This window comes from Aeromonas popoffii (assembly GCF_037818705.1).
GTDB lineage: Bacteria > Pseudomonadota > Gammaproteobacteria > Enterobacterales > Aeromonadaceae > Aeromonas > Aeromonas popoffii.
The window spans coordinates 1,165,691-1,192,353 of record NZ_CP149129.1 but is presented as its reverse complement, the minus strand read 5'-3'; the positions used below and the strand labels follow the sequence as shown (position 1 = coordinate 1,192,353).

The 26,663-nt window shown below is 57.6% G+C and carries 21 protein-coding genes; 9 read left to right on the top strand and 12 right to left on the bottom strand.

The annotated features are described in order from the left end of the window. Positions 1-196: 196 nt before the first annotated feature. The 6 genes from WJM78_RS05720 to WJM78_RS05695 all read right to left on the bottom strand — a co-directional run bounded on the left by WJM78_RS05720 (position 197) and on the right by WJM78_RS05695 (position 8,071). Entirely contained in the window at positions 197-1,045 is an 849-nt protein-coding gene (locus WJM78_RS05720; protein WP_339014356.1) for an HNH endonuclease signature motif containing protein, read from the bottom strand. A gap of 3 nt (positions 1,046-1,048) precedes the next feature. Further along, entirely contained in the window at positions 1,049-2,716 is a 1,668-nt protein-coding gene (locus WJM78_RS05715; RefSeq protein ID WP_339014355.1) for an AAA family ATPase, read from the bottom strand. A 668-nt stretch (positions 2,717-3,384) separates the two neighbouring features. Beyond that, complete coding sequence (locus tag WJM78_RS05710; RefSeq protein ID WP_212514354.1) at positions 3,385-4,827, bottom strand: HD domain-containing phosphohydrolase; 1,443 nt, start codon at positions 4,825-4,827, stop codon at positions 3,385-3,387. 55 nt (positions 4,828-4,882) lie between these two features. Then, positions 4,883-6,004, bottom strand: coding sequence for a beta-ketoacyl-ACP synthase III (locus WJM78_RS05705; protein ID WP_339014354.1), 1,122 nt, complete (start codon positions 6,002-6,004; stop codon positions 4,883-4,885). Positions 6,005-6,061: 57 nt separating this feature from the next. Continuing rightward, positions 6,062-7,225 (bottom strand): vWA domain-containing protein, encoded by a 1,164-nt coding sequence (locus WJM78_RS05700; RefSeq protein WP_339014353.1) that lies wholly within the window; start codon positions 7,223-7,225, stop codon positions 6,062-6,064. 3 nt (positions 7,226-7,228) lie between these two features. Beyond that, positions 7,229-8,071 carry an AAA family ATPase gene (locus WJM78_RS05695; protein ID WP_042036319.1) on the bottom strand — a complete coding sequence of 281 codons (843 nt, stop codon included), beginning with the start codon at positions 8,069-8,071 and terminating at the stop codon, positions 7,229-7,231. 167 nt (positions 8,072-8,238) lie between these two features. Here WJM78_RS05695 and cysK point away from each other — a divergent pair, with 167 nt between their 5' ends. The 4 genes from cysK to crr all read left to right on the top strand — a co-directional run bounded on the left by cysK (position 8,239) and on the right by crr (position 12,232). Then, positions 8,239-9,207, top strand: a complete 969-nt coding sequence (gene cysK / locus WJM78_RS05690; protein WP_042036320.1) for a cysteine synthase A — start codon at positions 8,239-8,241, stop codon at positions 9,205-9,207. A 442-nt stretch (positions 9,208-9,649) separates the two neighbouring features. Continuing rightward, positions 9,650-9,907 carry an HPr family phosphocarrier protein gene (locus tag WJM78_RS05685; RefSeq protein WP_005303128.1) on the top strand — a complete coding sequence of 86 codons (258 nt, stop codon included), beginning with the start codon at positions 9,650-9,652 and terminating at the stop codon, positions 9,905-9,907. A gap of 44 nt (positions 9,908-9,951) precedes the next feature. Further along, positions 9,952-11,679 (top strand): phosphoenolpyruvate-protein phosphotransferase PtsI, encoded by a 1,728-nt coding sequence (gene ptsI / locus WJM78_RS05680; RefSeq protein WP_212514356.1) that lies wholly within the window; start codon positions 9,952-9,954, stop codon positions 11,677-11,679. A 43-nt stretch (positions 11,680-11,722) separates the two neighbouring features. Next, positions 11,723-12,232: a PTS glucose transporter subunit IIA gene (gene crr, locus WJM78_RS05675; RefSeq protein WP_339014349.1), complete on the top strand. Its 510-nt coding sequence runs from the start codon at positions 11,723-11,725 to the stop codon at positions 12,230-12,232. A gap of 166 nt (positions 12,233-12,398) precedes the next feature. Here the strand turns inward: crr and WJM78_RS05670 are convergent, their stop codons facing one another. Further along, positions 12,399-12,749, bottom strand: coding sequence for a hypothetical protein (locus tag WJM78_RS05670; RefSeq protein ID WP_339014347.1), 351 nt, complete (start codon positions 12,747-12,749; stop codon positions 12,399-12,401). A gap of 245 nt (positions 12,750-12,994) precedes the next feature. Between WJM78_RS05670 and WJM78_RS05665 the strand changes: the two genes are divergently transcribed. Next, positions 12,995-13,543: a cytochrome b gene (locus tag WJM78_RS05665; protein WP_339014345.1), complete on the top strand. Its 549-nt coding sequence runs from the start codon at positions 12,995-12,997 to the stop codon at positions 13,541-13,543. Positions 13,544-13,571: 28 nt separating this feature from the next. Here the strand turns inward: WJM78_RS05665 and WJM78_RS05660 are convergent, their stop codons facing one another. The 4 genes from WJM78_RS05660 to WJM78_RS05645 form a co-directional block, all read right to left on the bottom strand. Continuing rightward, the gene (locus WJM78_RS05660) at positions 13,572-14,222 is read right to left on the bottom strand and encodes a bactofilin family protein (RefSeq protein ID WP_042036327.1); all 651 of its coding nucleotides are present in this window, start codon (positions 14,220-14,222) and stop codon (positions 13,572-13,574) included. Between the two features lie 178 nt (positions 14,223-14,400). Further along, positions 14,401-18,153: an AAA family ATPase gene (locus tag WJM78_RS05655; RefSeq protein WP_339014344.1), complete on the bottom strand. Its 3,753-nt coding sequence runs from the start codon at positions 18,151-18,153 to the stop codon at positions 14,401-14,403. After that, a complete protein-coding gene (locus WJM78_RS05650; protein ID WP_339014342.1) occupies positions 18,150-19,376 on the bottom strand; it encodes an exonuclease SbcCD subunit D C-terminal domain-containing protein in 1,227 nt (408 codons plus the stop codon). The genes WJM78_RS05655 and WJM78_RS05650 overlap by 4 nt, the downstream gene beginning before the upstream one ends. A 104-nt stretch (positions 19,377-19,480) precedes the next feature. Continuing rightward, the gene (locus WJM78_RS05645) at positions 19,481-19,909 is read right to left on the bottom strand and encodes a GNAT family N-acetyltransferase (RefSeq protein WP_042036331.1); all 429 of its coding nucleotides are present in this window, start codon (positions 19,907-19,909) and stop codon (positions 19,481-19,483) included. Between the two features lie 179 nt (positions 19,910-20,088). Between WJM78_RS05645 and rdgC the strand changes: the two genes are divergently transcribed. The 3 genes from rdgC to WJM78_RS05630 all read left to right on the top strand — a co-directional run bounded on the left by rdgC (position 20,089) and on the right by WJM78_RS05630 (position 24,569). Next, positions 20,089-21,000, top strand: a complete 912-nt coding sequence (gene rdgC, locus WJM78_RS05640; RefSeq protein ID WP_212514362.1) for a recombination-associated protein RdgC — start codon at positions 20,089-20,091, stop codon at positions 20,998-21,000. Between the two features lie 194 nt (positions 21,001-21,194). Next, positions 21,195-22,976 carry a gamma-glutamyltransferase gene (gene ggt / locus WJM78_RS05635; RefSeq protein ID WP_339014339.1) on the top strand — a complete coding sequence of 594 codons (1,782 nt, stop codon included), beginning with the start codon at positions 21,195-21,197 and terminating at the stop codon, positions 22,974-22,976. 411 nt (positions 22,977-23,387) lie between these two features. Then, positions 23,388-24,569 (top strand): M28 family metallopeptidase, encoded by a 1,182-nt coding sequence (locus tag WJM78_RS05630; protein WP_339014337.1) that lies wholly within the window; start codon positions 23,388-23,390, stop codon positions 24,567-24,569. Positions 24,570-24,639: 70 nt separating this feature from the next. Here WJM78_RS05630 and WJM78_RS05625 read toward each other — a convergent pair whose 3' ends face one another. Then, positions 24,640-24,858 (bottom strand): hypothetical protein, encoded by a 219-nt coding sequence (locus WJM78_RS05625; RefSeq protein WP_339014335.1) that lies wholly within the window; start codon positions 24,856-24,858, stop codon positions 24,640-24,642. Positions 24,859-25,161: 303 nt separating this feature from the next. On the opposite strand from WJM78_RS05625, the gene pykF reads away from it, so the two are divergent. Next, positions 25,162-26,574 carry a pyruvate kinase PykF gene (gene pykF / locus WJM78_RS05620; protein ID WP_042035179.1) on the top strand — a complete coding sequence of 471 codons (1,413 nt, stop codon included), beginning with the start codon at positions 25,162-25,164 and terminating at the stop codon, positions 26,572-26,574. Positions 26,575-26,663: the final 89 nt, after the last annotated feature.

The following is a 26,663-nucleotide window of genomic DNA, read 5'->3' as shown; positions in this document are numbered from 1 at the left end:
TTTAATAAAGAATGGCACATATTAACCACCGAGCGAGACCTAATGGAAAATATTCATAAAAGCCGACAAGACATAATCGTGCCAGGTGATATATATAGCCACACCACAAGAAAAATAACATAGAGGTAAGGTGACTCTATTAAAATCACCTAGCCAATTAATAAATCAAAAATATAATAAATGAATAAGTATAACTTTATTTTTCAAAAACAATACGAACCCCCCCTCCACAAAAACGATCATTATTAGACAATGAATTCAGTAATGCCGACCTCCAATCATTCAATCCAAATTTATTCGTGAATGTTCTCTCTGCACCATTTAAAAGTTTTTTAACATCATCAGAGCTTTCTTGAACATCATAGGTCATTTCAATGACATCTATAAATGCAGTGAGGAAAATATTAATTTCTTTTTTAAGTCTAGCATTAAGTCTCACTAAGTTAATTTGAAATGAAATCATGGACAAAACTTCATCCGTAATACCTGGAGTTTTTATTGCCGAGAAATTAACAATGAGAGCACCATTTGTTATGCTGGTGTCAGCTATGAAAAATCTTTCATTACTTGGCACATTATCAAAATATGCATGTAAAAAACGCTCATCGGTATCGCTATGATGTGTTCTTTTTTTATTGTTACACTGATGACACATTGGAATTAAATTGTTTGAATATAATGATAATGCATTAAATTGTGAGCGAGGTAAATAATGATCAAGTTCATCAGCCGCACTGATGCCACAACATGGGCATCTTAGTGCTGAAAAAAGCAATTTACTTCTATAGTCACTCAGACGACCTTTAATTTGCACTTCATTATAGGCATCATGCATTGCCGTTCGACTTGCAACCCTTAACGCCTCCTCCCCCTTTAAGTCGTCATGCTCCTTTCCTTTAAGTCCATCATATTGAATGCATATATTTGATATGGCATTTTTCTCATCATTTGTTAATGTATATTTTGCATCCCCATTTTTATAGGTTAAAGCAACATCGATAATTTCTTGATGATTAATATCCTTTGGTGGCTGTAATGTCCACATAGTTTAGCCCCCCAATGTGCCAACAATTTGAGACATAACATATGAGCGAGCTTGCATACTTAGGCCATTGTCAAAAACCTTTTCTATTTCTTTGTATATATAATCTACTGTTTTATTTTTATTTGTTTCAACATAAAACATTGTTAATTTATCTAGCTCTTCATGAAATTGAGTAAAATCACCGGATAGACTAAAAACAAGATTTGTTATAGCAGATAGATTCTCACCATATGTTTCAATATCTGGCGAAGTTATGTCTACTTTATTACCAAGCCGCTTTATTATATTAACATGCCGACTAAGCGTTTCTTGAACAACTATGGGGGAATGCGTTGCGACAATACAAAATGAATCAAATTCTTCGAGCGCATACCTTATTGAGGTCATGAAAACAGCAAGAAGAGGTGGATGTAAATGAGTTTCCGGCTCATCCATTAAAATTAGACTTCTTTTTTCAGCGTGAGCAATAATGCTAATGATTGTATGGATTATAAATTTATGACCAGTCGAACATTCAAAAAATAATTTAGATAATGAATCACTTTTAATCGCTTCCAGTAATGAGCCTTCCATTTCTTTGAAAGAAAGCTCTTTTGACAAAATGCTAATAGCACTTTTTAAGATCCGCACACGCCTTTTACTTTTTACTAAAAGGAGAAGCGTTGATACCTCATCGCACATAGATGATATTGATTTTAGCTTTGTTGAACTTAACCTATCGTTTATGATTTCATCGTCTGGGAGTATATCTGTGCCAGTAAAACTCTCTATATACTCAATTAACTCCTGCCCTATATCACGCACACCACAAAAAACATATCGACCTTTACTTGACTTTATATCTGATAATATTTGTTTTTTATCTTCAACTGAAACCCCAGGTATTTTGAAACTATCAAAGGCACTATACGCAACACTTATTATTTTAGGAAAACCAATCCCATGAGGAGTAATAGTTCCTACTTTAGAGAGAGCATCACTCATTCTATCCTTACTTGATGCAAATGCCACTCTTGATATTTTTGATAAAATAGAACTTTTACCAGAGCCATTCTGCCCCACTATTACATTCATCCTGCAAGGCAATTTATCACCGACAAGATACCCATATGATGGAGCATCAAAATCAAAAGTTATTGGCCCCTCCATATCACCATTAATAAAGGATAATTTAAGCTCGATACTCGGTATTGAGTTGTAATCCCTATTCAAGAGATATGGTGATAGAATAAATATATCATCGGTTTCACTCAGCCCCCTCATTAATGAGGTAAGCCAACCGCTCTCTTCATTAAAATCACTCTTTATTTGTGGTTTAAAAATTACGTCATTTAACGATTTTAGTATTTTCTCCTTATATTCAGACTTCAGAGAAGCTATTCTCTCATAATAATCTAACGTCTGTCCAAGTGAGCAGAAATCATCGGATAAAGATACATAATCACCACGAGAAAGTTGTATTCCATCGTCTTCAGTTTGCCCCTTCTTTAAAATCTTCACTTCACCAAACCTGATTGGCTCACCACTTTCAGAGTAATACCCAGACAAAAACAGGTGATACAATGTTTTAAATGAGTAATCATTCCAATTGTCTTGAAGCAAGTAGACAAATACATCTTTATCTTTCATTCCACTATTTGACTTTATAGGTAAAACTCTAATATTAACCATGCCAAGCCCCTTAATCCAAACCTAAAACCGCCAGCATACTACGTCGGCACTGCATATGCATGGACTAGATTATGCAATAAGTAAATATGTGACAAGGATCTTGATGCATTCAAAGCTTACGCCAAGATCATTTTTTTCATACAGAATTGTGAGTCACAATCAGCGCTGACTTGAAAGGTAGCTTCAAGTGAAAGTAGTGACCCAAGAAAAATCACAACACGCATCCTATCTGCATCTAAAAATATAAAGTGAAATCGATTTTGATATTTTTACTAATTTTACGCTGGTACAACTACATAGATTGGACGCATAGATTATCATCACAAATATTAAAAAACATGGCTGTCGGAATGTACAAACCACTCTTAATTACAAGATATTTCAGCCCAAGTACAGTTATTGTCAGAGCGCCAAGGAGCGCAGCTGGCGCCGCTTGAGGGCACCTCGCTACGCTCGCCAAACCCTGCTCGGCGCTCTCTGCGGGATTGACGAACAACAGCAAGATCCGCGCGGCAGTGAGTGCCTCGCTAAGTGTGAGTGGCATGTGGCCAAGGTATGTGGGGTTTACGCGAGTGCGGGCCGGTAAAATCAGACCTGGATGGTGACTAAGTGACGGACGCCCTGTGTCTACCCTGTCGCAGCGGCATGGACAGGCCCCCCTGGTGTTATCACGCCTGATCCCTGTGCTCGGCGGCAATCTGCCTGAAGGCCCCCTCGCAAGCGAGGAAGGCATCGACCATCCCGGGATCGAAATGGCTGCCGCGCCCCTGCACTATGATGGCTTTCGCCTCTTCGTGGGTGAAGGCATGCTTGTAGACCCGTTTCGAGATGAGGGCATCGTAGACATCCGCCACCGCCATCAAGCGGCCCGAAATCGGGATGCTCTCCCCGGCCAAGCCGGCCGGGTAACCGCTGCCATCCCACTTCTCGTGGTGGGTGAGGGAGATCTCCCGCGCCAGCCGCAGGAAGGAGTTGGAGCCAAGCTCGGCCTCGGCGCTGGCCAGTGCATCGGCCCCTATCTGGGGATGGCGCTTCATGATGGCGAACTCTTCGTCGGTCAGCTTGCCCGACTTGAGCAGGATCGCATCGGGAATGCCCACCTTGCCCACGTCGTGCAGCGGCGCCGACTTGAACAGCAGGTCTATGGTGGCGTCGTCGAGGGGATAACGCTCGGCGTCGTGGCGGCTCAGGTGTTCGGCCAGCACCTTGACATAGTGCTGGGTGCGGATGATGTGGGCACCTGTCTCGTTGTCACGGGTCTCCGCCAGCGAGGCGAGGCCGAGGATGGCCACGTCCCGGGTCAGGTTGAGCTCGTCGCGGCGCGCCTTCAGCTCGCCGATCATCTGGTTGGTGCTGGCGGCGATCAGGCCGAATTCGTCATCCCGGGTGACCGGCACCCGCGCATCCAGATCGCCGCATTGCACCTGTGCCATGGTACGCATCTGGTGCTCCAGGAAGAGGGTCAGATTGCGGCCATAGCCACGAATGATGAGCCAGAGGTAACAGAAGGTCACCCCCATCACGAAGGCAATTTCCAGCAAGATGTATTGCTGGACATCGAGCCGCGACAGGCTTCTGTCCACCGTCGCCAGCCGCTCCAGATCCTTGTTGAACAGCAGGAATAAGACGCCCCCCAGCAGCACGAGCGTGGTGAAGGTAAACAGTGAGAACTTGCGGGAAACCGGCATGGCCAGCGGCCGGGTCAGCACCAGCGAGCCCTGATGCTCCCGCTGTTTGGCCAGGTTCCAGTCCCGCGCCAGCGACAGATCCGCGGCCACCAGAAAGCCCAGGGTCGTCATCCCCAGCAGGATCTTGAGGTGGCTCGACAGCGGGAGATCAAGCATGAGGCCGCTGTAGCCCGAAAGCAGCAGCGCCCCCAGCAGGTAGAAGCCCACCTCCAGCCCGAAGCTACTGAGCCCGCTGCCGGGCAGGACCAGTCGGCACAACACCCAATGGCGCACGGCAAACATGAGGGTGAAGACCAGCAGGGTGGGCCCCAGCAGCTGGGGCAGGGTCAGGCTCTCCTGAAACGAGACCTGCAACCCGTAGAGGCAAAAGAGTGGCAGTGTCACCCCATAGTGCAGGGCGCAGCGCCCCGTGATTTTCTGCATGATTCCACCCTGACCGCTGTTTTTGGTAATGACGGCAGGGATATGCCCCCGCCCCTCACAGACGCCGCAGCAGCAGACTCCCTATCGAATAGCCAGCGCCAAACGAGCAGAGCACGCCGCGAGCCCCTGTAGGCAGGTCGCGATTGTACAGATGGAACGCGATAATGGAACCCGCCGAGCTGGTGTTGCCGTAACTGTCGAGGATCACCGGCGCCTCTTGCTGGCTGGCATCGTGACCCAGCAGCTTGCGACCGATGAACTGGTTCATGGTGAGGTTGGCCTGATGCAGCCAGAGCCGGCTCAGGGTATCCGCTGGCCAGCCCTGCTCATCCAGCTGGCCGGCTATCTGATCGCACACCAGCGGCAGCACTTCCCTGAACACCTTGCGCCCCTGCTGGCAGAACAGCTTGTCATCACCATAACGGGTACGCGGGCTGAGCCGGTTCAGGAAGCCAAAGTTGTTGCGAATGTTGTTGGAGTACTGGGTCACCAGCTTGCTGGCCACCAGTTGCCAGGGGTTGCTGACCTTGCACGCTTCTTCCCGCTCCAGCAGCACGGCGGTACAGGCATCGCCGAAGATAAAGTGGCTATCCCTGTCACGAAAGTTGAGGTGCCCCGAGCAGATCTCCGGGTTCACCACCAGCGCCAGTTTGGCGCTACCCGCCGCCAGCATGTCGGCTGCCGCCTTGATGCCAAAGGTGGCAGACGAGCAGGCCACGTTCATGTCAAAGGCCATGCCGCCTGCTCCCAGGTAGTGCTGCAACTCGATGGCCAGCGCCGGATAGGGGCGCGGCATGTTGGAGGCGGCGACGATAACCAGATCTATCTCTCCCGGCTCGCGGCCGGCGGCGATCAGCGCCTGCTCGGCGGCGGCCACTGCCATCTCCACCATGATGGAGGGTTTGTCATCGGCTCGCTCCGCCAGCAGCGGCTGCATGATGTCGGGATCCAGCACCCCTTCCTTGCTCACCAGATAGCGGCTCTTGATGCCGGAGGCCTTCTCGATGAACTCGCAGCTCGAATGCTGCTTGGCAGACAGCTGGCCCGCATCGATGGCGGAGGCGTTCTCCTCGTTGTAGAGATCCACATACTGGTTGAAGGCGCCCACCAGCGCTTCGTTGCTGACGGCAAAAGGCGGGGTATACAGGCCTGATCCACTGATCACGATAGAAGTCATCTTTGCTCCTGGCCGGGTGCGTTCCCGGCTTGTTGGCTTTTTAGGGTAGAGAGGTCATTACAGCTGATCGATCGCCGCGGCGAGACCGGCCAGGGTCAGCGGATGCATGCGCCCGCCAACCAGTTCATTCATTAACTTGATGGAGGGATGCCAGAGCCACTCCCGCCTCGGAACCGGGTTGAGCCACACCAGCTTGGGAAAGTGCTGCTGCAGGCGGGCGAGCCACACCTGACCCGCCTCCTCGTTCCAATGCTCGACACTGCCACCGGGCCAGGTGATCTCATAGGGGCCCATCTTGGCATCCCCCACCACAATCACCCTGTAGTCGCTGCCGTAGGTGCGCAGCAGCCGCAAGGTATCAAAACGCTCCTCGGCCCGGCGGTTGTTGTCTTGCCAGACGAAGTCGTAGAGACAGTTGTGAAAATAGAAGTACGCCAGATGCTTGAACTCGTGGCGCAGCGCCGAGAAGAGCCGCTGCACCTCGGCCACGTGGGCATCCATGGAGCCCCCCACATCGAAAAAGACCAGTAACTTGACGCCGTTGTGGCGCGCCGGCCTCAACTTCACATCGAGCCAGCCCTGGCGGGCCGTGCTCTGGATGGTGTCGTCGAGATCCAGTTCGTCCGGGTTGCCCTGGCGCACCCAGCGCCTGAGCTTGCGCAGCGCCAGCTGAATGGCACGCTGCCCCAGCGGCGAGTCGTCGCTGAAGTTGCGATAGTGACGCGCCTCCCACACCTTGGCCGCCTTGCCGTGCTGGCCCTCTCCCCCCATGCGGATCCCTTCGGGGTGAACACCACCGTGGCCAAACGGGCTGCTGCCTCCCGTGCCCAACCATTTGTTGCCGCCTGCGTGGCGACCTTTCTGTTCGCTCAAGCGCTGGTTGAGGGTTTCCAGCAACTTGTCGAGTCCGCCTAAGGATTGCAGCAACGCTTTTTCTTCCGGGCTCAGCAGCCGTTCAAACTCCTTGCGCAACCACTCATCCGGCAGGGTTTCTGGCAACAGGGGCGTGGCCTGCAGGCCATCGTAATAGTCGGCAAAGGCGCGATCGAAGCGATCGTAATGGGCCTCATCTTTCACCAGCAGGCAGCGGGCGAGCTGGTAGAACGCATCCATATCGAGAGTGACCAGCCGGGCTGCCAGCGCTGCGTGCAAGTCCAGCAGTTCACGCAGGCTGCACGGGAGCTTGTGGCGGCGCAGGTGGGTAAAAAAATCGATCAGCATGAGTTAGCTGCCGCGACGCGCCAGAAAGGCGAGCTTTTCAAACAGATGCAAGTCCTGTTCGGTCTTGAGCAGAGCGCCGTAGAGGGCAGGCACCAGCTTGCCAGGCGCGCGGGTGCGCATCGCCTCGGGGGAGATGTCATCGGCCAGCAGCAGCCGGATCCAGTCCAGCAGCTCGGAGGTGGAGGGCTTTTTGCGCAGCCCATCCACTTCGCGCAACTCGAAGAAGAGCGCCATGGCCTCGTCCAGCAGCGCCGCTTTGAGGTTCGGATAGTGCAGATTGACGATGGCCTGCATCTCGGCCTTGTCAGGGAAGCGGATGTAGTGAAAGAAGCAGCGGCGCAGGAAGGCGTCCGGCAGCTCTTTTTCATTGTTGGAGGTGATGATGACCACGGGACGCTGGCGGGCTTTGACTCGCTCGCCCGTCTCGTAGACGTCGAACTCCATCCGATCCAGCTCCAGCAGCAAGTCGTTGGGAAATTCGATGTCCGCCTTGTCGATTTCGTCGATGAGCAGCACAGGCCGCTGCTCGGCGGTGAAGGCCTGCCACAGCTTGCCCTGGCGGATGTAGTGACTGATCTCCCCCACTCGCGGATCGCCAAGCTGGGAGTCACGCAGCCGCGCCACAGCATCGTACTCATACAACCCCTGCTGGGCCTTGGTGGTGGATTTGATGTGCCAGGCGATCAGCTGGGTACCGAGCGAGCTGGCCACAGCTTCGGCCAGCTCCGTCTTGCCTGTGCCGGGTTCACCTTTGATAAGTAACGGTTTTTCCAGCACTATTGCCGCATTGACCGCCATCTTTAGCGCCTCTGAGGCGAGATAGCGATCGCTTCCTGCAAATCCCATAACGTCCATTCCTTTGACGACAAGAGACCTTTTGGAGACTGAGGCCTCAGTAAGAAAGAATAAGCTCTATATCTTGTAATAACATATTGTTATAACAAATCGTCACTTCTCATTCAGAAACCACAGGGTAATCTTGTTTCATCGCCGTAACAAACAGGGATAGCACCATGAGCAAAATTTTTGAGGACAACAGCCAGACCATAGGTCACACCCCGCTGGTTCGACTCAACCGTGTTACCAAGGGCCGCGTACTGGCCAAGATTGAGAGCCGTAACCCGAGCTTCAGCGTCAAGTGCCGCATCGGCGCCAACCTGATCTGGGATGCCGAGAAACGCGGCGTCCTGACCAAGGGCAAGGAGATCATCGAGCCCACCAGCGGTAACACGGGTATTGCTCTGGCTTTTGTGGCCGCCGCTCGCGGTTATCCCATCACTCTGACCATGCCCGCCACCATGAGCCTGGAGCGCCGCAAGCTGCTCAAGGCGCTCGGCGCCAATCTGGTGCTGACCGAAGGCCCGCTGGGCATGAAAGGCGCCATCGCCAAGGCCAACGAGATCCTCGAATCCGAGCCGGGCAAATATGTCCTGCTGCAACAGTTTGAAAACCCCGCCAACCCGGAAATCCACGAAAAGACCACGGGACCCGAGATCTGGGATGCCACCGATGGTCAGGTGGATGTGTTCGTGGCAGGCGTCGGCACTGGTGGCACCATTACCGGTGTCTCCCGCTATCTGAAACAGACCAAGGGCAAGGCCGTGGTCTCGGTGGCCGTCGAGCCGAGCGAGTCACCCGTGATCAGCCAGCGTCTGGCCGGTCTTGAAATCAAGCCGGGTCCCCACAAGATCCAGGGCATTGGCGCCGGTTTCATTCCGGGCAACCTGGACCTGACCCTGCTGGACCGCGTCGAACAGGTAAGCAGCGATGATGCCATCGAGATGGCCCGTCGCCTGATGGAAGAGGAAGGGATCCTGGCCGGGATAAGCTCGGGGGCTGCCGTCGTGGCCGCCGCCCGTCTGGCCGAGTTGCCGGAATTTGCCGACAAGACAATCGTCGTCATACTGCCGAGCGCCGCCGAACGTTACCTCTCCAGCGCCCTGTTTGCCGGGGTGTTCAGCGAGCAAGAACTGCTGCAGTAGGTGATCGCATTCTTTCAGAACAACGGCGCTCCCAGGAGCGCCGTTTTTTTATGAGCTAGACTGAGCAGGTGGTAGCGCCACTCGGTCCCTTATTTTTTGGGGTAAAATAACAAGCTGGCGGACGACAAAAAAAGCAGACATTCTGTGATAAATCTCATATCCTGTGCGGCGTCACGAGGTATTTGCCGACTAGGTATCACAAAGTAACAAAGTGTTATTTTTCGTTAAAAAATAATTTCAAGCCAGTATTTATGCGGCTTGTAGCGCGATAACGAAAAAGAGTTTAGGCAGACACCGAATACTGCACAGAAAATTGACCTGGATTAAACCATTGCAGGTCTGATTTCGTTACTTTACAACATATCCATACTGACACGGTGAGATAAGGAAGCGTCAAAAGCATCCATCTCTCCAAAAAATATCAATAATATGGGGTGAAACCATGTACGAGAAGTCTGTTGTTATCACTGCTGAAAACGGTCTGCACACCCGTCCGGCAGCTCAGTTCGTGAAAGAAGCCAAAGAATTCCAAAGCGAGATCACTGTGGTCTCCGGTGGCAAATCTGCCAGCGCCAAGAGCCTGTTCAAGTTGCAGACCCTGGGCCTGACCAAAGGCACCAACGTGACCATCCAGGCCGATGGCCCGGACGCTCAGAAAGCCGTTGAGAAGCTGGTTGCCCTGATGGACGAGCTGGAGTAATCCAGCTTTATTCCTCCCCCACAGTCGTTTTAATAGGAAGGATTATGATATCTGGCATTCTTGCGTCCCCCGGTATCGCATTCGGTAAGGCGCTTCTTCTGAAAGAAGATGAAATCGTTATCAATCAGGGCAAGATTTCTGCTGACCAGATTGACGCCGAGATCAACCGCTTCCTCGAAGCCCGCACCAAGTCAGCTGTCCAGCTGGAAGCCATCAAAACGATGGCTGGTCGTACCTTCGGTGAGGAAAAAGAGGCCATCTTCGAAGGCCACATCATGCTGCTCGAAGATGAGGAGCTGGAAGGGGATATCAGATCCTTCATCAAAGACAACAAGGCCACCGCTGATAAGGCCGTCTACGAAGTCATCGAGCAATACGCCAAGATGATGGCCGATCTGGACGACCCCTACCTGCGCGAGCGCGCCACCGACTTCCGTGACATCGGCACCCGTCTGGTGAAGAACGTGCTGGGTATCGCCGTTGTCAACCTGAGCACCATCGACGAAGAGGTCATCCTGGTCGCTAAAGACCTGACCCCGTCTGAAACCGCTCAGATCAACCTGAAATATGTGCTGGGTTTCGTTACCGATATCGGTGGCCGTACCTCTCACACTTCCATTATGGCCCGCTCACTCGAGCTGCCTGCCATCGTGGGCACCAATGACATCACCGAGCGTGTCAAGAACGGTGACATGCTGGTACTGGATGCGATCAACAATCAGATCATCATCAACCCGACCGCCGAGCAGCTGACGGAAGCCAAACAGTTCCAGGCCCAGTTCCAGGCCGAGAAGGACGAGCTGGCCAAGCTGAAAGATCTGCCTGCCATCACGCTAGATGGTCATCAGGTCGAAGTCTGCGCCAACATAGGTACCGTCAAGGATACCGAAGGTGCCATCCGCAATGGCGCCGAAGGCGTGGGTCTGTACCGTACCGAGTTCCTGTTCATGGACCGTGACGCGCTGCCGACCGAAGACGAGCAGTTCAAAGCCTATAAAGAAGTGGCAGCGGCCATGCCGGATCAGCCGATCATCGTCCGTACCATGGACATTGGCGGCGACAAAGAACTGCCTTATATGAATTTCCCGAAAGAGATGAACCCCTTCCTGGGCTGGCGTGCCGTGCGTATTTTCTTCGATCGCGAAGACATCATGCATGCCCAGCTGCGGGCCATACTGCGTGCGTCTGCCTTCGGCAAACTGCGCATCATGTTCCCGATGATCATCTCTGTCGAAGAGTTCCGTAGCCTGAAAGCCACCGTAGAGAAGCTGAAAGCCGAACTGCGCACCGAAGGCAAAGCCTTTGATGAATCCATCGAAGTGGGTATCATGATCGAGACTCCGGCTGCTGCCGTGATGGCTCATCATCTGGCTAAAGAAGTGGATTTCTTCAGTATCGGTACCAACGACCTGACCCAGTACACCCTGGCTGTCGACCGTGGTAACGAGATGATCTCCGCCATGTACAACCCGCTGTCCCCCTCCGTCCTGACGCTGATCAAGATGGTTATCGACGCTTCCCATGACAATGGCAAGTGGACCGGTATGTGCGGTGAGCTGGCTGGTGACGAACGCGCCACACTGCTGCTGCTGGGTATGGGTCTGGATGAGTTCTCCATGAGCTCCATCTCTGTACCGCGTATCAAGAAGCTTATCCGTAACACCAACTTCGAAGATGTAAAGGCAATGGCTGACCAGGCATTGAGCTATGCAACTGCCGCCGAAATCGAAGCCTGTGTAGATAACTTTATTAAGCAGAAGGCAGTCTGCTAAGATCGGCTGCAAACAGCGACAATCATCTCTAGGAGCTTTTACTATGGGTCTGTTTGATAAACTGAAGAAACTGGTTTCCGATGATAGCTCTGATACCGGTGGCATTGAGCTGTATGCCCCGCTGTCAGGTGAAATCGTACCGATCGAAGATGTGCCTGATGTTGTCTTCGCCGAGAAGATCGTCGGCGACGGTATCGCCATCAAGCCGGCTGGCAACAAGATGGTTGCTCCGTGCGATGGCACCATTGGCAAGATCTTCGAGACCAACCATGCGTTCTCGCTGGAATCCGACTCAGGTATCGAGCTGTTCGTTCACTTCGGTATCGACACCGTTGAACTGAAAGGTGAAGGCTTCAAGCGCATCGCTCAGGAAGGTCAAAAGGTCAAGCGCGGTGATACCATCATCGAGTTCGATCTGGCTATTCTGGAAGCGAAGGCCAAGTCTACCCTGACGCCGGTTGTCATCTCCAACATGGACGAGATCAAAGAGCTGATCAAGATGACAGGTGCAGTGACTGTGGGCGAGACCCCGGTGATCCGCATCAAGAAATAATGCGCTCTGGCTTTGGCCAGTGACTGCAACGAAAAACCGAAGCCAAGCGCTTCGGTTTTTTTATGGGGCCATGCTGACCCTTGACGCCTGCCAGGTGTGTAAACCCACCCGGTTGCGCCCCTGTGCCTTGGCCTGATTAAGGGCCCGATCAGCCACCAGCAACAGGTTATACAGGCTCTGCCCGGCAACGTTGACCTGCTTGAAGTGAGCGATATCGCACAGGGTCACTGACAGCGGTCGCCCCCACCACCACGCTGCGCGTCGCACGCGACATGGGGTAAACCATCACGCTCACCTCGACCCCGTCATCCAGCGCGGCCATGGCCTTGACCAGATCGATGAAGGGACCGCTCCCATCGGAATCGATGAGCCCCGGCAACAGCCCCAGATAGGCGGAAAAGTGCGATGGATGTTCAGGCTCTGCCGCAAAGAGACGATCACTGCCACTGCCAGCCACGCCAAGTAGAATGGCGCCCAACATGAACAGCTGCGCAGCTCCCAATCCAAGATGTTTCATGACCAGACCTTCATCCGCACCGCCGTTACCAGACGCATAGCCTCGCGCAGAGGGGTGCCTGGCCAGGCACCGCCTGAGAGCTGAGAGCTGAGAGCTGAGAGTAAAATGTTAAAAAGTTATCGAGATCAAAGTTTTGTCGAACAGGGCTTGTAACATGGGATTGGATGCAAAGAGGTCCGGGTACAGGAAGCGAGCCCGGATGGATAAGAAAGTGATGCAATGAGCTCCCCGAGAAGGACATGAACATGTTGAAAAATACCGAACAACGTTATGGCAGCCTGAGTATCGGCCTGCACTGGCTGACTCTGCTGCTGATGATTGCCGTCTACGCCCTGATGGAATTCAGGGACATCTTTCCCAAGGGCTCGGCCGGGCGCGACCTGATGAAGGAGTTTCACTTCATGGTGGGCTTGCTGATCCTGGCGCTGGTCGTGGTACGGCTGCTGGTGCGTTTCAGCGGCCCCTCACCCCGCATAGTGCCCGAGCAGTCCCCTCTGATGCACAAGCTGGCTCAACTCGCCCATCTTGCACTGTACGGTTTTCTGATCCTCACCCCGCTGCTGGGCTGGCTGCTGCTGAGCGTGGGCGGTAAACCCATCCCTTTCTTCGGGTTCGAACTGCCCGCCCTGCTCGCGCCTAATGATGGCTTGAGGGGAACGATAAAGGAGCTGCACGAGACGCTGGCCAACATAGGCTATGCCCTGATCGCCCTGCACGCCGTTGCCGCCATCTATCACCACCATGTGCTCAAGGACAACACACTGACCAATATGCTGCCCAAGCGCCGCAGTTAAACAACGAGGGGCGCGCTGGCGCCCCTTTTTACGCCTGTTTTGCCGCCACCTCCGGCACATCAATGGCCTTGGGTTTCCCCTCGGGTTGCAACTTCTTCACGTTCCCCTTGCTCTGGCCAGAGACAGCGTTGCTATCTTCCTGAGCTTGGGATTGCCCGATGAACTGGCCTCCCTTTCGAATGGAGAGGCTGCCACCTTTGAAGGTCCCCTTCATCTTGCCACTTTCGAGGATCTCCACCTCCGTCGATGCGCAGGTGCCATCCAGGGTGCCATTGATGGTGACATGGGCGGCGGTCACCTCTCCCTCAACGCGGCCCCCCTCCATAATGCGAACTGTTCCCCCGCTGACCAATAAGGTTCCGATGAACTGCCCATGCACATCCAGATTGCCTTCCACTTGCAGCTCACCCGTGAATCTGGCTCCCTGTGCAATCACTGTCATTGCCACACCCGATACCGCAGATACAGACTCATTGCGCTTTCGTCCAAACATTCTGACTTTCTCCACCATTAACATCAGCGCCATCACTAACAGCGGCACTACGGGTAATTTGTAATATGCAGATCCCAACACATAGAGCAGCAACGCCAGGCCCCAGCAGAACCAGATGACATAAAGCGCATCACCTCGTTTTCGCATTGCGATGCGACATAAGACCCTTTCAGGTACAACCGTCATTGACCATTCCCTCTTGCGGGTGCATGGATGCAAGACCGGGGTCATGACCCCTGATTATCTCTTTTCCCGCAATATGCGGGCATGGACCTAGATCAAGCGACCATATTGCGAAAACTCTGAAACAAAAAAGCCCCGCCATCTGGCGGGGCCGCAGTCCCTCAACGGAGTGAGTCAGGATTCAGGGCAGCACCACCCGGCTTTCGCCGCCGCCCAGAGCGTCTACCCGAATTTGCACGCCGATCCGCTCCACCAGGGTCTGCACATGGGAGATGACGCCTATCTGGCGACCGGCCGCCTGCAGCGAGTCCAGGCTGGATAGCGCAAGATCCAGGCTGTCCGGATCCAAGGTACCGAAGCCCTCGTCAATAAACAGCGACTCGATCTGGGTCTGATGCGACGAGAGGCTGGAGAGGGCCAGCGCCAGCGCCAGCGAGACCAGGAAGCTTTCCCCGCCGGAGAGGGAGTCCACTGATCGCACCTCATCCCCCATATCGAGATCCACCACCTGCAGCGCCAGATCCGTGCCGGGTACCCGCTCCAGTCGATAGCGCGGCGACAGCTCGCCGAGCTGGGCATTGGCCTCCAGCAGCAGGCGCTCCAGGGTGAGGCTCTGGGCGAAGGTGCGCAGCTTGGCACCGCTGGCGGAGCCGATAAGCTCGGACAGCTGCTGCCAGTGATCCGCCACCGCCTGCTGGCGGCTCAGCTCCTCTTGCAAGGAGCCCGCCTTGAGGGCAGCCGCCTCGGCCTGGGCCAGGGTGCTCTTGCACTGAAACAGTTGCTCTTCCAGCTCGCGGCAATGGGCCTCGCTGGCCCCCAGGCGCAGACCAAGCTCCTGCACAGAGAGGGCGGTCAATTCGCCGTGATGCTCGCGATAACGCGCCAGCTTGACCTCCTCCAACGCCAGCGCCCGCTGGCGTTCGGCCAGCCGGGTGCGAGCCTCGGCCAGGGCGTCGTCCAGATGCTGCAAGGCGATCCGGCGAGACTTGAGCTCATCCGGTACCATCGCCAGCAGCCGTCGCAGATCATACTCGGCAATGCCCAGGGTAGTGGCGTGCGCCGCCCAGCGGCCCAGCACCTCGCGCCGGCGACGGCTGCTCACCAGCTTGTCCTGCTCAAGGTGAGCCAGCCTGGCCTTGAGCTCGGTCTGCTTCTCCCTGGCCATCCGCAACGCGGCCACCGCCTCCTCGAGCTGGCTGGCGGCATGCAACAGTCGCTGTTGCCATTCGCCTTCGACCTCGGCGATGACGCGCCCTCCCAGACAGGCCTCGCGGCTGGCGAGCAACCCCTGGCGCTGCAACTCGGCCTCTTTGTAGTCGCGCTCCAGCTTGTGCAGCAGCTCGTTCTGGCTCTGCACCCGTGCCTCCTGCGCGCTCACGCCCGGCGTCAGGCTCGCAAGTTCGCTGCCCAACTGCTCCCACTCGCGCTGTCCCTGCAAATAGGCCTCGCAGGTCTGCTGCCATTCGAGCCACTGCCGGCTGCCGAGCCACTGGCGCCAGGGTTCGGCACCCATCTGTTCATCGAGTCGCGCTTCCCCCTGCACCAGGCGCTGGCGCAGCGCGACCTCCTGCTCGGCCAGCGCTTTTAGCTCGGCCTCCCACGCGATCTTCTGCCGCTCGGCCTCCTGCCACTGCTGTTCGAACTGCTGATGACGGGCCGTCAACTGGGTCAGCTGATTGCGCAGCCCCATCAACATCTGCTGGCCTTGCTGGGCCTGTTGCAGCTGTCGCTGTCCGGCCACCAGACCCAGCTCCAGAGTCTCTCCCTGTGCCAAGAGATGGGCCAGCAGATCTGCCCACTCCGCCGGACTCTGACGTAGTGGCAGCCCGTGCCCCAACAGGGTATTGCCGCCCAGTTGCAACCAGCGCTGGGTCAGCTGTTCGGATCTCGCCTCAAGCTCCGGCTGGCGCTGCTGGCGGGCGGCAAGCTGACGGGCCAGTTCAACCCGTTCGCTCTCCCCCTGAATATATTGGTGATTGAGCCGCTCCCACTCGAGCTCCAGCTGACGGGCTCGATCGGCCAGCTGGGCCAGTATGCCAGCCACCTGCGGCTGGCTCTGGCGATAGGGGTGCTCCTCGGCGCCGCAGAGCGGGCAGGGGGAGCCATCGCTCAGCACGTGACGATACTGCTCGAAGCTGGCCACGGCGCGGGCCTGCTCCAGGGCATGGCGCGCCTCACCACGCTGGGTGGCAAGCCGTTCCAGCGCTGGCACCAGCTCATCGCGCTGACCGGCCAGCCGGTGCAGATGTTGCTCGAGCAGCGCCATCTCTTGCAACAAGCGCTCCTGTTGCTCGCTGTGATTGCGGCCCGCCTCCGCCAGCTCCAGCAGTTGCTGCACCCGCGCCAGCTGCTCGGTCTGGGCCTGCCGCTGCTCCTGCGCCTTGGCAACCTGACCATCCCACTCCTGCGCCTGCAACTGATCATGCTGCTGTTGCAGCCGTGTGCGCTCCTGCTGCCAGCCGTCCCGCTCCTGCTGACCCTGCTCCAGCCGGCTGTTGAGATCGCGCAGGGCATGGCCCTTGTGCTCACGGCTCTGCTGAAAATGTTGCAGCTGATCCCGACCCTCTGCCCAATCCTGCATGGCCGCCAGCAAGGGTTGCCACTGCCGCGCCAGCGGCGCCAGCGCCTTGCGCTCATCCAGCCAGCGTGCCCATTGCTGGCGCCGTGCGTCGAGTGCCTGCACCCGGCTCGCCTGCTGTTGCCACTCCTGCTGCAGTGCCAGTTGCAAGGTACGCGCCTGCGCCCCCTGCTGCTGGACGTCCTGCAACTGGCTGCCCTTCTCCCTGATGCGGGTATCTAGCTCCTGCGCCCGCTTGAGCTCGGGTTGCAGCGCCCCCCATTCACGCTCGGCGGCTATCTTGTCGGCCAGCAGGTGCTGCTCACGCAGCGCGACCTGCTGCTGCGCCAGTTCAACCTGTGCCAATTCAGGCCCCAACTGGCCGATAAGCTGCTCCTGCTGCTGCACCTCCAGGGTAAGACGCGCCAGCTCGTCGTGATCGGCGCGGGCCACCTGGGCCTGCTCGGCGCGGGTAAACTCCTCCCGCTCGGGAGCGGCCAGGGTGTGAGCCGCTTCTGCGGCAGCCAGTGCCACCTGCCCCTCCTGACAGGCCAGCAACTGGGCGGCGATGCGATCGTTGAGATCGCGCAAGTCCTGCAACAGCTGGCGCTGCTGCTGCTCGTGCTTGAGACCGGTGGAGCAGCCCAACTGCCGGGCGACCCACTGCTCGCGGGTCGCCTCGTCCATCAGTGCCACGTCGCCGAGCCGTTGCCCGATGGCGGCCAATTTTTGCTGCTCCTCCCGCGCCCGCTCATGGGTCTGGATGGAGATAACGGAGTAAAGCTCGGTACCGGTCATGCGTTCGAGCAGGGCGGAGCGCTCGTCGGCACTCGCTTTGAGAAACGCGGCAAACTCCCCCTGAGGCAGGATCACGGCGCGGCGAAATTGCTCCCAGGAGAGCCCCACCAGCTCATCGATGCGATCCTGCAGCTCCCGCTTGCTGCCGGAGAAAACCTGCCCGCTCGCCACGTCAGTCAGGCTGCGTTCCTGAGCCTGAAAGCGCCCCTCCGAGCGATTACGGGCCCGGCGCACCGCCCAGCGCGCCAGCCAGATCCGGCCGTCGCAGCCGCGAAACTGCACCTCGGCACAGCCGCTGGCGTGGCCACGGCTGAGAATGCCGCGCACGTCATTGGCCTTGAGCTTCTCCTCGTCATCCGCTCGGCCCACCTCGGCCACGTGCTTGCGATTGGCGATGAAGCGCGGCATCTCGTCGTACAGCGCCAGACAGATGGCATCGAGCAGGGTGCTCTTGCCCGCGCCCGTGTTGCCGGTGATGGCAAACAGACCGGCGGCGCCAAGCGCCCCCTTGGTAAAGTCGATGGTGAAGAGCCCGGTCAGACTGGCCAGGTTTTCACCCCGAAGGGACAGGATCTTCATATGCCGGACTCCTTCACCTGTTGCAATATCTCTTCAAACGAGGCCACCAGCTCGGCCTCGGGTTCACCGTCAAACTGACGCTGATAGCAGAGTCTGAACACCTCTGTGGGGGAGAGCTCATCCAGCCTGCGCTGATGGGAGCCATCGGCCAGCCCCTGCCCGGATCCCAGATAACGGGTGCTGATGCGAGCCAGACGCACGGGTTTGCCCACCAACGCAGCCAGAATGCGCTCGCGGATGCGGGCCTCGGGTCTGGGCAACAATAGTCGCACTTCGAGGAAGGACTGGGCTTCTTGTTGGCAAGCGGGTAGCGTCAGCGCCTCGATGGCCTGGAGCGCCCCCTCCAGTTCGCTTTCGGGCAGCCGGATCATCTCCACCGCGCGGGGTACCGGGATCCGCTCCACCCCGGCCAGTTTCCCCCCCGCAAAGGTCACTTCCAGCACCTGATGGTTATAGTTGGCCTCAGCGAGCGAGAGCGGCAACGGCGAACCGCTGTAGTGCACCCCTTCGGCCGGGCTCTGGGCCAGATGCAGGTGCCCGAGCGCCGTGTAGTCGGCAGCGGCGAAGATGTCGGCTGGCAGGGCATGCTGGTTACCGCCGAGCACCCGCCGCTCGGAGAGCTCGGAGAGCTGGCCCGCCGCCAGATAGGCGTGGCCCATGGCGATCAGCGCCTGATCGGGCTCGCAGCGGGCGCGCCCGGCACTCAGCACCTCCTCATAGACCTGGCGAACTCCTTCAATCAGTCGATCCTGCCCCTCTGCCAGTTGCTCGACCCTCAGATCGCTGCTGCGCAGGAAGGGGACGGCAGCGCACCAGGCGACCAGCTTGCCTTCTCTGTCTTGCAGCGGCACCAGCAGGCGTTCGGTCTCAAGCTTGCCATCACTATCCCGGCTGATGCTGCCCACCAGATGCAGGTCAAAGGCCCGCAGCAGCTCGTGGGGCGCATCCAGCTTGGAGGGTGAGTCGTGATTGCCGCCGATCAGCACCATGTTAAGGTGGGGCATCTCGGCCCGCAGTCTCGCCAGGAAGCGATAGAGCTGCTGCCAGGCGCTCGCGGGGGGATTGGCGGTATCGAACAGATCGCCCGCCACCAGCAGGGCGTCGATCTGACGCTGCTTGAGGGTGTCAGTCAACCAGTCGAGAAAAACGTCGTGTTCAAAGCGGCGTTCATGACCATGGAGTTGGTGGCCAAGGTGCCAGTCGGCGGTATGCAGGATCTTCATGAGAAAACGGCTCGAAATGGGGGAGAGGTGCCCACGGCACCCAATGGAGACAAGATGAGGATACGCCACCCTTTTTTCAAGCAAAACAGGCCGGTGGCGTCAGATCAGGCGGACTCGCAGCACATCTTGTACTGGGGATGGCCGGTGAGGGGATCAAACTCCTCCCGCTCTATCACGAAGCCTCGGCGGCGGTAGAAGCGCACCGCCTGTTCGTTCTCCACAAACACCCGCGCATGCAGCCTGGCCCCCTGTAACTTGGCCTCCTGCAACAGGGCGTGGCCGACGCCGCGCCCCTGGCGGTCAGGGCGCACGAACAAGGCCGCGAGGTAATCATCCGCCAGTGCCATGAAGCCGAGCAGCTCGCCGCGCTCCTCGAAGACCCAGATACGGGCCCGGTCGAGATAACGGGTGCGCAGATCTTCCTGGGCCTGCCACCAGCAGGAGGCATCAACGAAATCGTGGGCCTGCAGGGAGGCCAGCAACCAGATTTCAACGATCTCATCCATGTCCTCGGACCGACTCGGCCTCAACATATTTGCATCCTTGTTAACAATCTGAACACTCGCAGTCTAGGAGAGTTTGATGACAGAATTGGGGCGAATATGACTCCCTGTGAACTCGATCGCCCTTTATTTAGCGAGAATGATTGGCTGATCACAAAGCGCCTCTCTAGTACAATGCCCGCCGGACAATCTATGAGACCGAGGACGCCATGTGGTTTAAAAACCTGCAGATTTATCGCTTTACCCGCCCCTTTGACCTGACAGTGGATCAGCTGGAAACCCAGCTCGAGGCCTGCGCCTTCACCCCTTGTGGCAGTCAGGACATCTCCCGGTTCGGTTGGGTCAAGCCCCTTGGCAAATTCGGCTCGACCCTGACCCACTCCGCCTCCGGCCACATCCTGCTCTGCGCCCGCAAGGAAGAGAAGATGCTGCCAGGTTCCGTGGTCAAGGAGATGCTGGCGGAGAAGGTAGAAGCGATCGAATTCGAGCAGGGCCGCGCCCTCAAAAAGAAAGAGAAGGAAGCGCTGAAGGAGGAGATACTCCACACCCTGCTGCCCCGTGCCTTCAGTCGTACCAGCCAGACCTTCGCCTGGATCAATCCGGCCGACAATCTGATGGTGGTGGACGCAGGCTCCGCCAAGAAGGCGGACGATCTGCTGGCGCTGCTGCGCAAAAGCATCGGTACCCTGCCGGTGGTGCCGGTGGCCCTCAAGAACCCGCCCGAGATCACCATGACCGAGTGGCTGAGCGAGGGCAATCTGCCCGCCGCCTTCGCGCTGGAAGATGAAGCCGAGCTGCGCAGTGCCATGGAACACGGCGGCATCATTCGCTGCAAGCAGCAGGATCTGATGACGGATGAAATCAAGAACCATCTGGCCAATGACAAGCTGGTGACCAAGCTGGCCCTCAACTGGGGCGAGACCCTGAGCTTCGTGCTGGGGGACGACCTCTCCATCAAGCGCCTGAAATTCAGCGAAGAGCTGCGCGAGCAGAACGACGACGTCACCAGCGAAGATCCCGCCGCCCGTCTGGATGCGGATTTCGCCCTGGTGACCGCCGAACTGGCCCAGTTCATCCCGGCGCTGTTTGCCGCCCTGGGTGGCGAAGAGCAGTCCATCTAAGCTCGCTTGCATGGGTCACTGGCAACTGCCATGAACATTGTAAAAACTGCCTTCGGGCAGTTTTTTTGTTTCTACTGTGGGTAACCTCTATTGATAGATGAGTAAGGTATTGATCCTGTTCAATAACTTGAGCAACCAGCGCCAATCGTGACATAGTCCCCCTTCGCGCTCATAAAACAGACAAGGAGAGTGTCATGTTGCTCAAACCCCTGGGCCTCGCCGTTGCCCTCGCCCTGCTGGCCGGTTGTGCCAGTGACAAAGGCTTTCACTATGCCCCGCCTCCCCAAACCCTGATCGCCCCGGAAGCCGCCAGCGGCTGGACCGACAAACAGGGCTGGCAGGGCAATGACTTCATGGTGGCGGCCGCCAACCCGCTGGCGGTGGATGCGGGCTACCAGATCATCCAGGCGGGTGGCAGCGCCGTGGACGCCGCCATCGCGGTGCAACTGGTACTGACTCTGGTGGAGCCGCAATCCTCCGGTATCGGCGGTGGCTCCCTGCTGCTGGTGTGGGATGGCAGCCAGGTCGTGGCGGTGGATGGTCGCGAAACTGCACCCGCCGCCGCCACGGATCAGCTGTTCATGAAGGATGGCAAGCCCATGGCCTTCTACGACGGCGTGGTGGGTGGCCGCTCTGTCGGTGCGCCGGGCACGGTGCGGGCACTGGCGCTGGCCCATCAGCGCTATGGCAAGCTGCCCTGGGCCACGCTGTTCGAGCCCGCTATCACCCTGGCTGAGCAGGGCTTTGTGATCAGCCCTCGCCTCGCCACTCTGCTGGCAAAAGACCCCTATCTCGCCAAAGACCCGGATGCCCGCGCCTACTTCTATCTGCCGGATGGCACGCCAAGGCCTGCCGGCAGTACGCTCACCAACCCGGCGCTGGCCCAGGTATTGAAGATTCTGGCCACACAGGGGGCGGATGCCTTCTATCAGGGACCCCTGGCGGAAGCCATGGTGACCAAGGTGCGCCAGCATCCCACCAACCCGGGCGTGCTGGCGGCGGCCGATCTGGCCAGCTATCGTGCCAAGCTGCGGGACGGCCTCTGCTTTGACTATCGTCAGAGCCAGATCTGCGGCTTCCCGACCCCCTCCTCCGGCACGATAGCGCTGGGCCAGATCTTCGGCATGCTGGAGAGCCGCAACATGGCGGCCCTCAAGCCTGTGGCGACGCCTGAGGGGGGGCTGGCCGCCTCAAGCGATGCCATTCACCTCTACAGCGAGGCGGCGCGCCTTGCCTTCGCCGATCGCAACCAGTACGTGGCGGACAGCGATTTTGTCAGCGTGCCGGTGAAGGGGCTGCTGGACAAGGGTTATCTGGCCGAGCGGGGCAAGCTTATCGGTGAGCAATCCATGGGGGTCGCACAACCCGGTACGCCGCCGCTGGCACTGGCCCGCGGCAAGGATGCGACCCCTGAGCTCCCCTCCACCAGCCACGTCTCCATCGTCGACAAGACCGGCATGGCGGTCTCCATGACCAGTTCCATCGAGGATGGCTTCGGTTCGCGGCTGATGGTCAACGGCTACCTGCTCAACAACCAGCTCACCGATTTTTCCTTCACCTCGGTGGATGCCGCCGGTCTGCCGGTGGCGAACCGGGTGGCGCCCGGCAAACGGCCGCGATCCTCCATGTCCCCCGTGCTGGTGTTTGACAAGCACAGTGGCGAGCTCGAAATGAGCCTGGGCTCCCCGGGGGGCTCCGCCATCATCAACTACGTGGGCAAGACGCTGCTCGGCACCCAGGATTGGGGGCTGAACCTGCAACAAGCCATTAACCTGCCCAACTTCGGCAGCCGCAACGGCCCCACCGAGCTGGAAGCGGGACGCACACCGGAGAGTGTGGTAGAGGGATTGAGAGCGAGAGGCCACGAAGTGGTACTCAGCGAGCAGACCTCGGGCCTGCAGGGGGTCGAACGCAATGCTGGCGGCTGGTTCGGCGCCGCCGATCCGAGGCGCGAGGGGATTGCCAAGGGCCAATAAATGCCCGCGTCTCTGCACCAAGGCGACCTGAGGGTCGCCTTGGTGCTTGTGGCCGCCCCCAACGGCAGCGAGCCTGGTTAGGCCATCGCCCGGGCCGGCCTGATCAATCCGGCCATCCCGGCACAACATGGCCGACATGGCACACTTTGGGTCCCTGCGTCAGCTCCCCAGCCGGGACACAATGACCACGGCACGGCGACCAGACTGCCACTCCCCCTCTCATCAGCACAAAGCACTGACCAACCCCGCTCTCCCCCCAGCTAAACAGCAGATCCTGCAGCGACCCCCACCGGATGGGGAAGCCCGCCAGATGGGCAGATCCGGCGTGCGATCCCCTGACTAGACTGAGTTGGTCGTCTTATGACACCCATTTATGATATTCACCTGTCACTCAACCCGGAAGGATCCGATATGAAACCCTTGCTGACCGCCCTCTTGCTCCCCCTGCTGCCCCTCGCCGTGCAGGCCGCCGACCCCGTCTGGATCACGATCGGTGCCGACAGCGGCGTCGAACTCAAGCAAGTCAAGGCCAAACTGGCCCCCCTGTTCAGTGCCAGCGGCGCCCCCGTCCAGCTGGCGCAGATCGAGGCGAGCGAGCTCGGCACCCTCTCCCACCTGATGCACGAAGGTCATCAGCGCTGCGGTGGCTATGTGGTGCACAGCACCCTGGCCGACGCCCTGCAGAGCATGGCCCAGCCCCTCACACAAAACCTGTTCAGCCCGCCGCCGCTGACCCAGAGTGCCAGTGTCAACCGACTGCTGCCCTATCTGGATCAGGGCAACATTGTCGGCACCATCAGCAAGCTCGCCAGCTGGCGCAACCGCTACTACACCACCACCACAGGGGTGCAATCCGCCGACTGGGTGGCCAGCCAGTGGCAAAGCCTGAGCGCCCCCCTGCCCTGGGCCAGCGTCAGCCGGGTCAAGCACAGCGGCTACCCGCAGCAATCCGTGGTGCTGACCCTCAAGGGCAGTCGCTATCCGGATGAAGTGGTGGTGATTGGCGGTCATCTCGACTCGACCGCAGGCTCGGCCCCCAACAGCAGCACCCTGGCCCCCGGCGCCGACGATGACGCCTCCGGCATCGCCACGCTGACCGAAGTGTTGAGAGTCATTGCCGAGCAGGGGCGCCAGCCGGAACGCACCCTGCAATTTATCGGCTATGCGGCAGAAGAGGTGGGCTTGCGCGGATCCAAGGACATCGCCAGCCGCTACAAGGCAGCCAACACCAAGGTACTGGCCGCGCTGCAACTGGACATGACCAACTACCAGGGTTCGGCCGAGGACATCGTCTTCATGACCGATTACACGGACAAGGGCCTGACTGGCTATCTCGCCCAGTTGCTCGATGCCTACCTGCCGCAAATCAGCTATGGCTACGACAGCTGCGGCTACGGCTGCTCGGATCACGCCTCCTGGCACAATCAGGGCTATCCCGCCGCCATGCCGTTCGAGTCGCGCTTCAATGACTACAACCCCAATATCCACACCGCGCAGGATACCCTGAAAAATTCGGACGCCTCCGCCGGCCACGCCCTCAAGTTTGCCCAGCTGGCCACCAGCTTCGCCATCGAGATGGGCAAGATCAACTGAGCAAGGCGCCGTTGAAAACAGGATAACAAGAGGGAGGCTTGGCCTCCCTTCTCTTGTTAACAGCCCCCGTTCAGTGCGGCCTTTGTTGCCAGCCGAGCAGGCTGTCCTGGCGCAATTGCCGCCAGGCGTCACGGGAGAGGCCGGGTTCGCTGGCGGCCAGCATCTGCTTCAATTCGATAAGCTCAAGGGCACTGGCAGCCCGGGGGGCAGGATCGTCCGGCCAGCAGGCGGCAGGCAGTGCCTGTATGACCAGCAGGGCGAGGGAAAGTATCAACAGATAGGGCGTCATCTTGGGGCTCTCATGTGCCGTCACCGGGTCTATTCTTGTCGGGACTGATGACGGCTTGATGACAGGATGGGATCGTCATTTTACCACATCTGATGAGGCGGGCCGGCACCTGGATACATATGGCAACATTTATGCCAAATCTGCGCGAACCAGTTAATTTATGCCCTAAAAAGTAGCCGGGAGGAAAACGTTATCCTTGAAAAGAAAACGTTATCTGGTCAAAACGTTGTTTCTGGATCATAAAAAGTATCCAAAAACTGGTGTATATTGCACGGCGGAAACTCCTTAACCATGAAGACTGACATGAAAAAGACCAAAATCGTCTGCACCATCGGCCCCAAGACCGAATCTAAAGAAATGCTGGCTAAAATGCTGGATGCTGGCATGAACGTCATGCGCCTGAACTTCTCCCACGGCGACTACGCCGAGCACGGCGGTCGTATCAGCAACCTGCGCGCTGTCATGGCCGAAACCGGCAAGCATGCAGCCATCCTGCTCGACACCAAGGGTCCGGAAATCCGTACCATCAAACTGGAAGGCGGCAACGACGTTGCCCTGGTCGCTGGCCAGACGTTCACCTTCACCACCGACCAGACCGTGGTTGGCAACAAAGACAAAGTGGCCGTGACCTATGCCGGTTTCGCCAACGACCTGCGCGTCGGCAACCGCATCCTGGTGGATGACGGCCTGATCGGCCTGGACGTGATCGAAATCACCGAGCGTGAAGTCATCTGTAAAGTGCTGAACAACGGTGATCTGGGCGAGAACAAGGGCATCAACCTGCCGGGCGTCTCCATCAAGCTGCCGGCCCTGGCCGAGAAAGACAAGCGCGACCTCATCTTCGGTTGCGAGCAAGGCGTTGATTTCGTTGCGGCGTCCTTCATTCGCAAGAAAGAAGACGTGCTGGAAATCCGTGAGCACCTGAAAGCCCACGGTGGCGAGAACATCCAGATCATCTCCAAGATCGAAAACCAGGAAGGCCTGGATAACTTCGACGAGATCCTGGCGGTCTCCGACGGCATCATGGTTGCGCGTGGCGACATGGGCGTGGAAATTCCGGTTGAAGAAGTGATCTTCGCCCAGAAGATGATCATCACCAAGTGCAACAAGGCACGTAAAGTGGTCATCACCGCCACCCAGATGCTGGATTCCATGATCAAGAACCCGCGTCCGACCCGCGCTGAAGCAGGCGACGTAGCCAACGCCATCCTGGACGGTACCGACGCAGTCATGCTGTCCGGTGAGTCCGCCAAGGGCAAGTACCCGCTGGAAGCCGTGACCATCATGGCCACCATCTGCGAGCGTACCGACGCCGTGATGCCGTCCAACCTGTCTGCTGCCAATGACAGCAACAAGCTGCGCATCACCGAAGCCGTATGTAAAGGCGCGGTCGAGACCTCCGAGAAGCTGGATGCCCCGCTGATCGTGGTTGCCACCGAAGGCGGCAAGTCTGCCAAGGCCATTCGTAAGTACTTCCCGCAAGCCTGGATCCTGGCCATCACCACCAACAAGAAGACCGCTGCCCAGCTGGTTCTGACCAAGGGTGTGGTTGCTCACGTGGTTGACAGCATCGCCTCTACCGACGATTTCTATCACATCGGTAAAGAAGCGGCACTGGCCAGCGGCATGGGTCTGAAGGGTGACGTGGTTGTCATGGTCTCCGGTGCCCTGGTACCGAGCGGCACCACCAACACCGCCTCCGTTCACGTACTCTAATTCGTACTGAACCGATGAAACGGCGCCTGCGGGCGCCGTTTTTTTTATCTGTCCCCCTGCTTACCGTGCAAGCCCGGTGTTAGAATCCA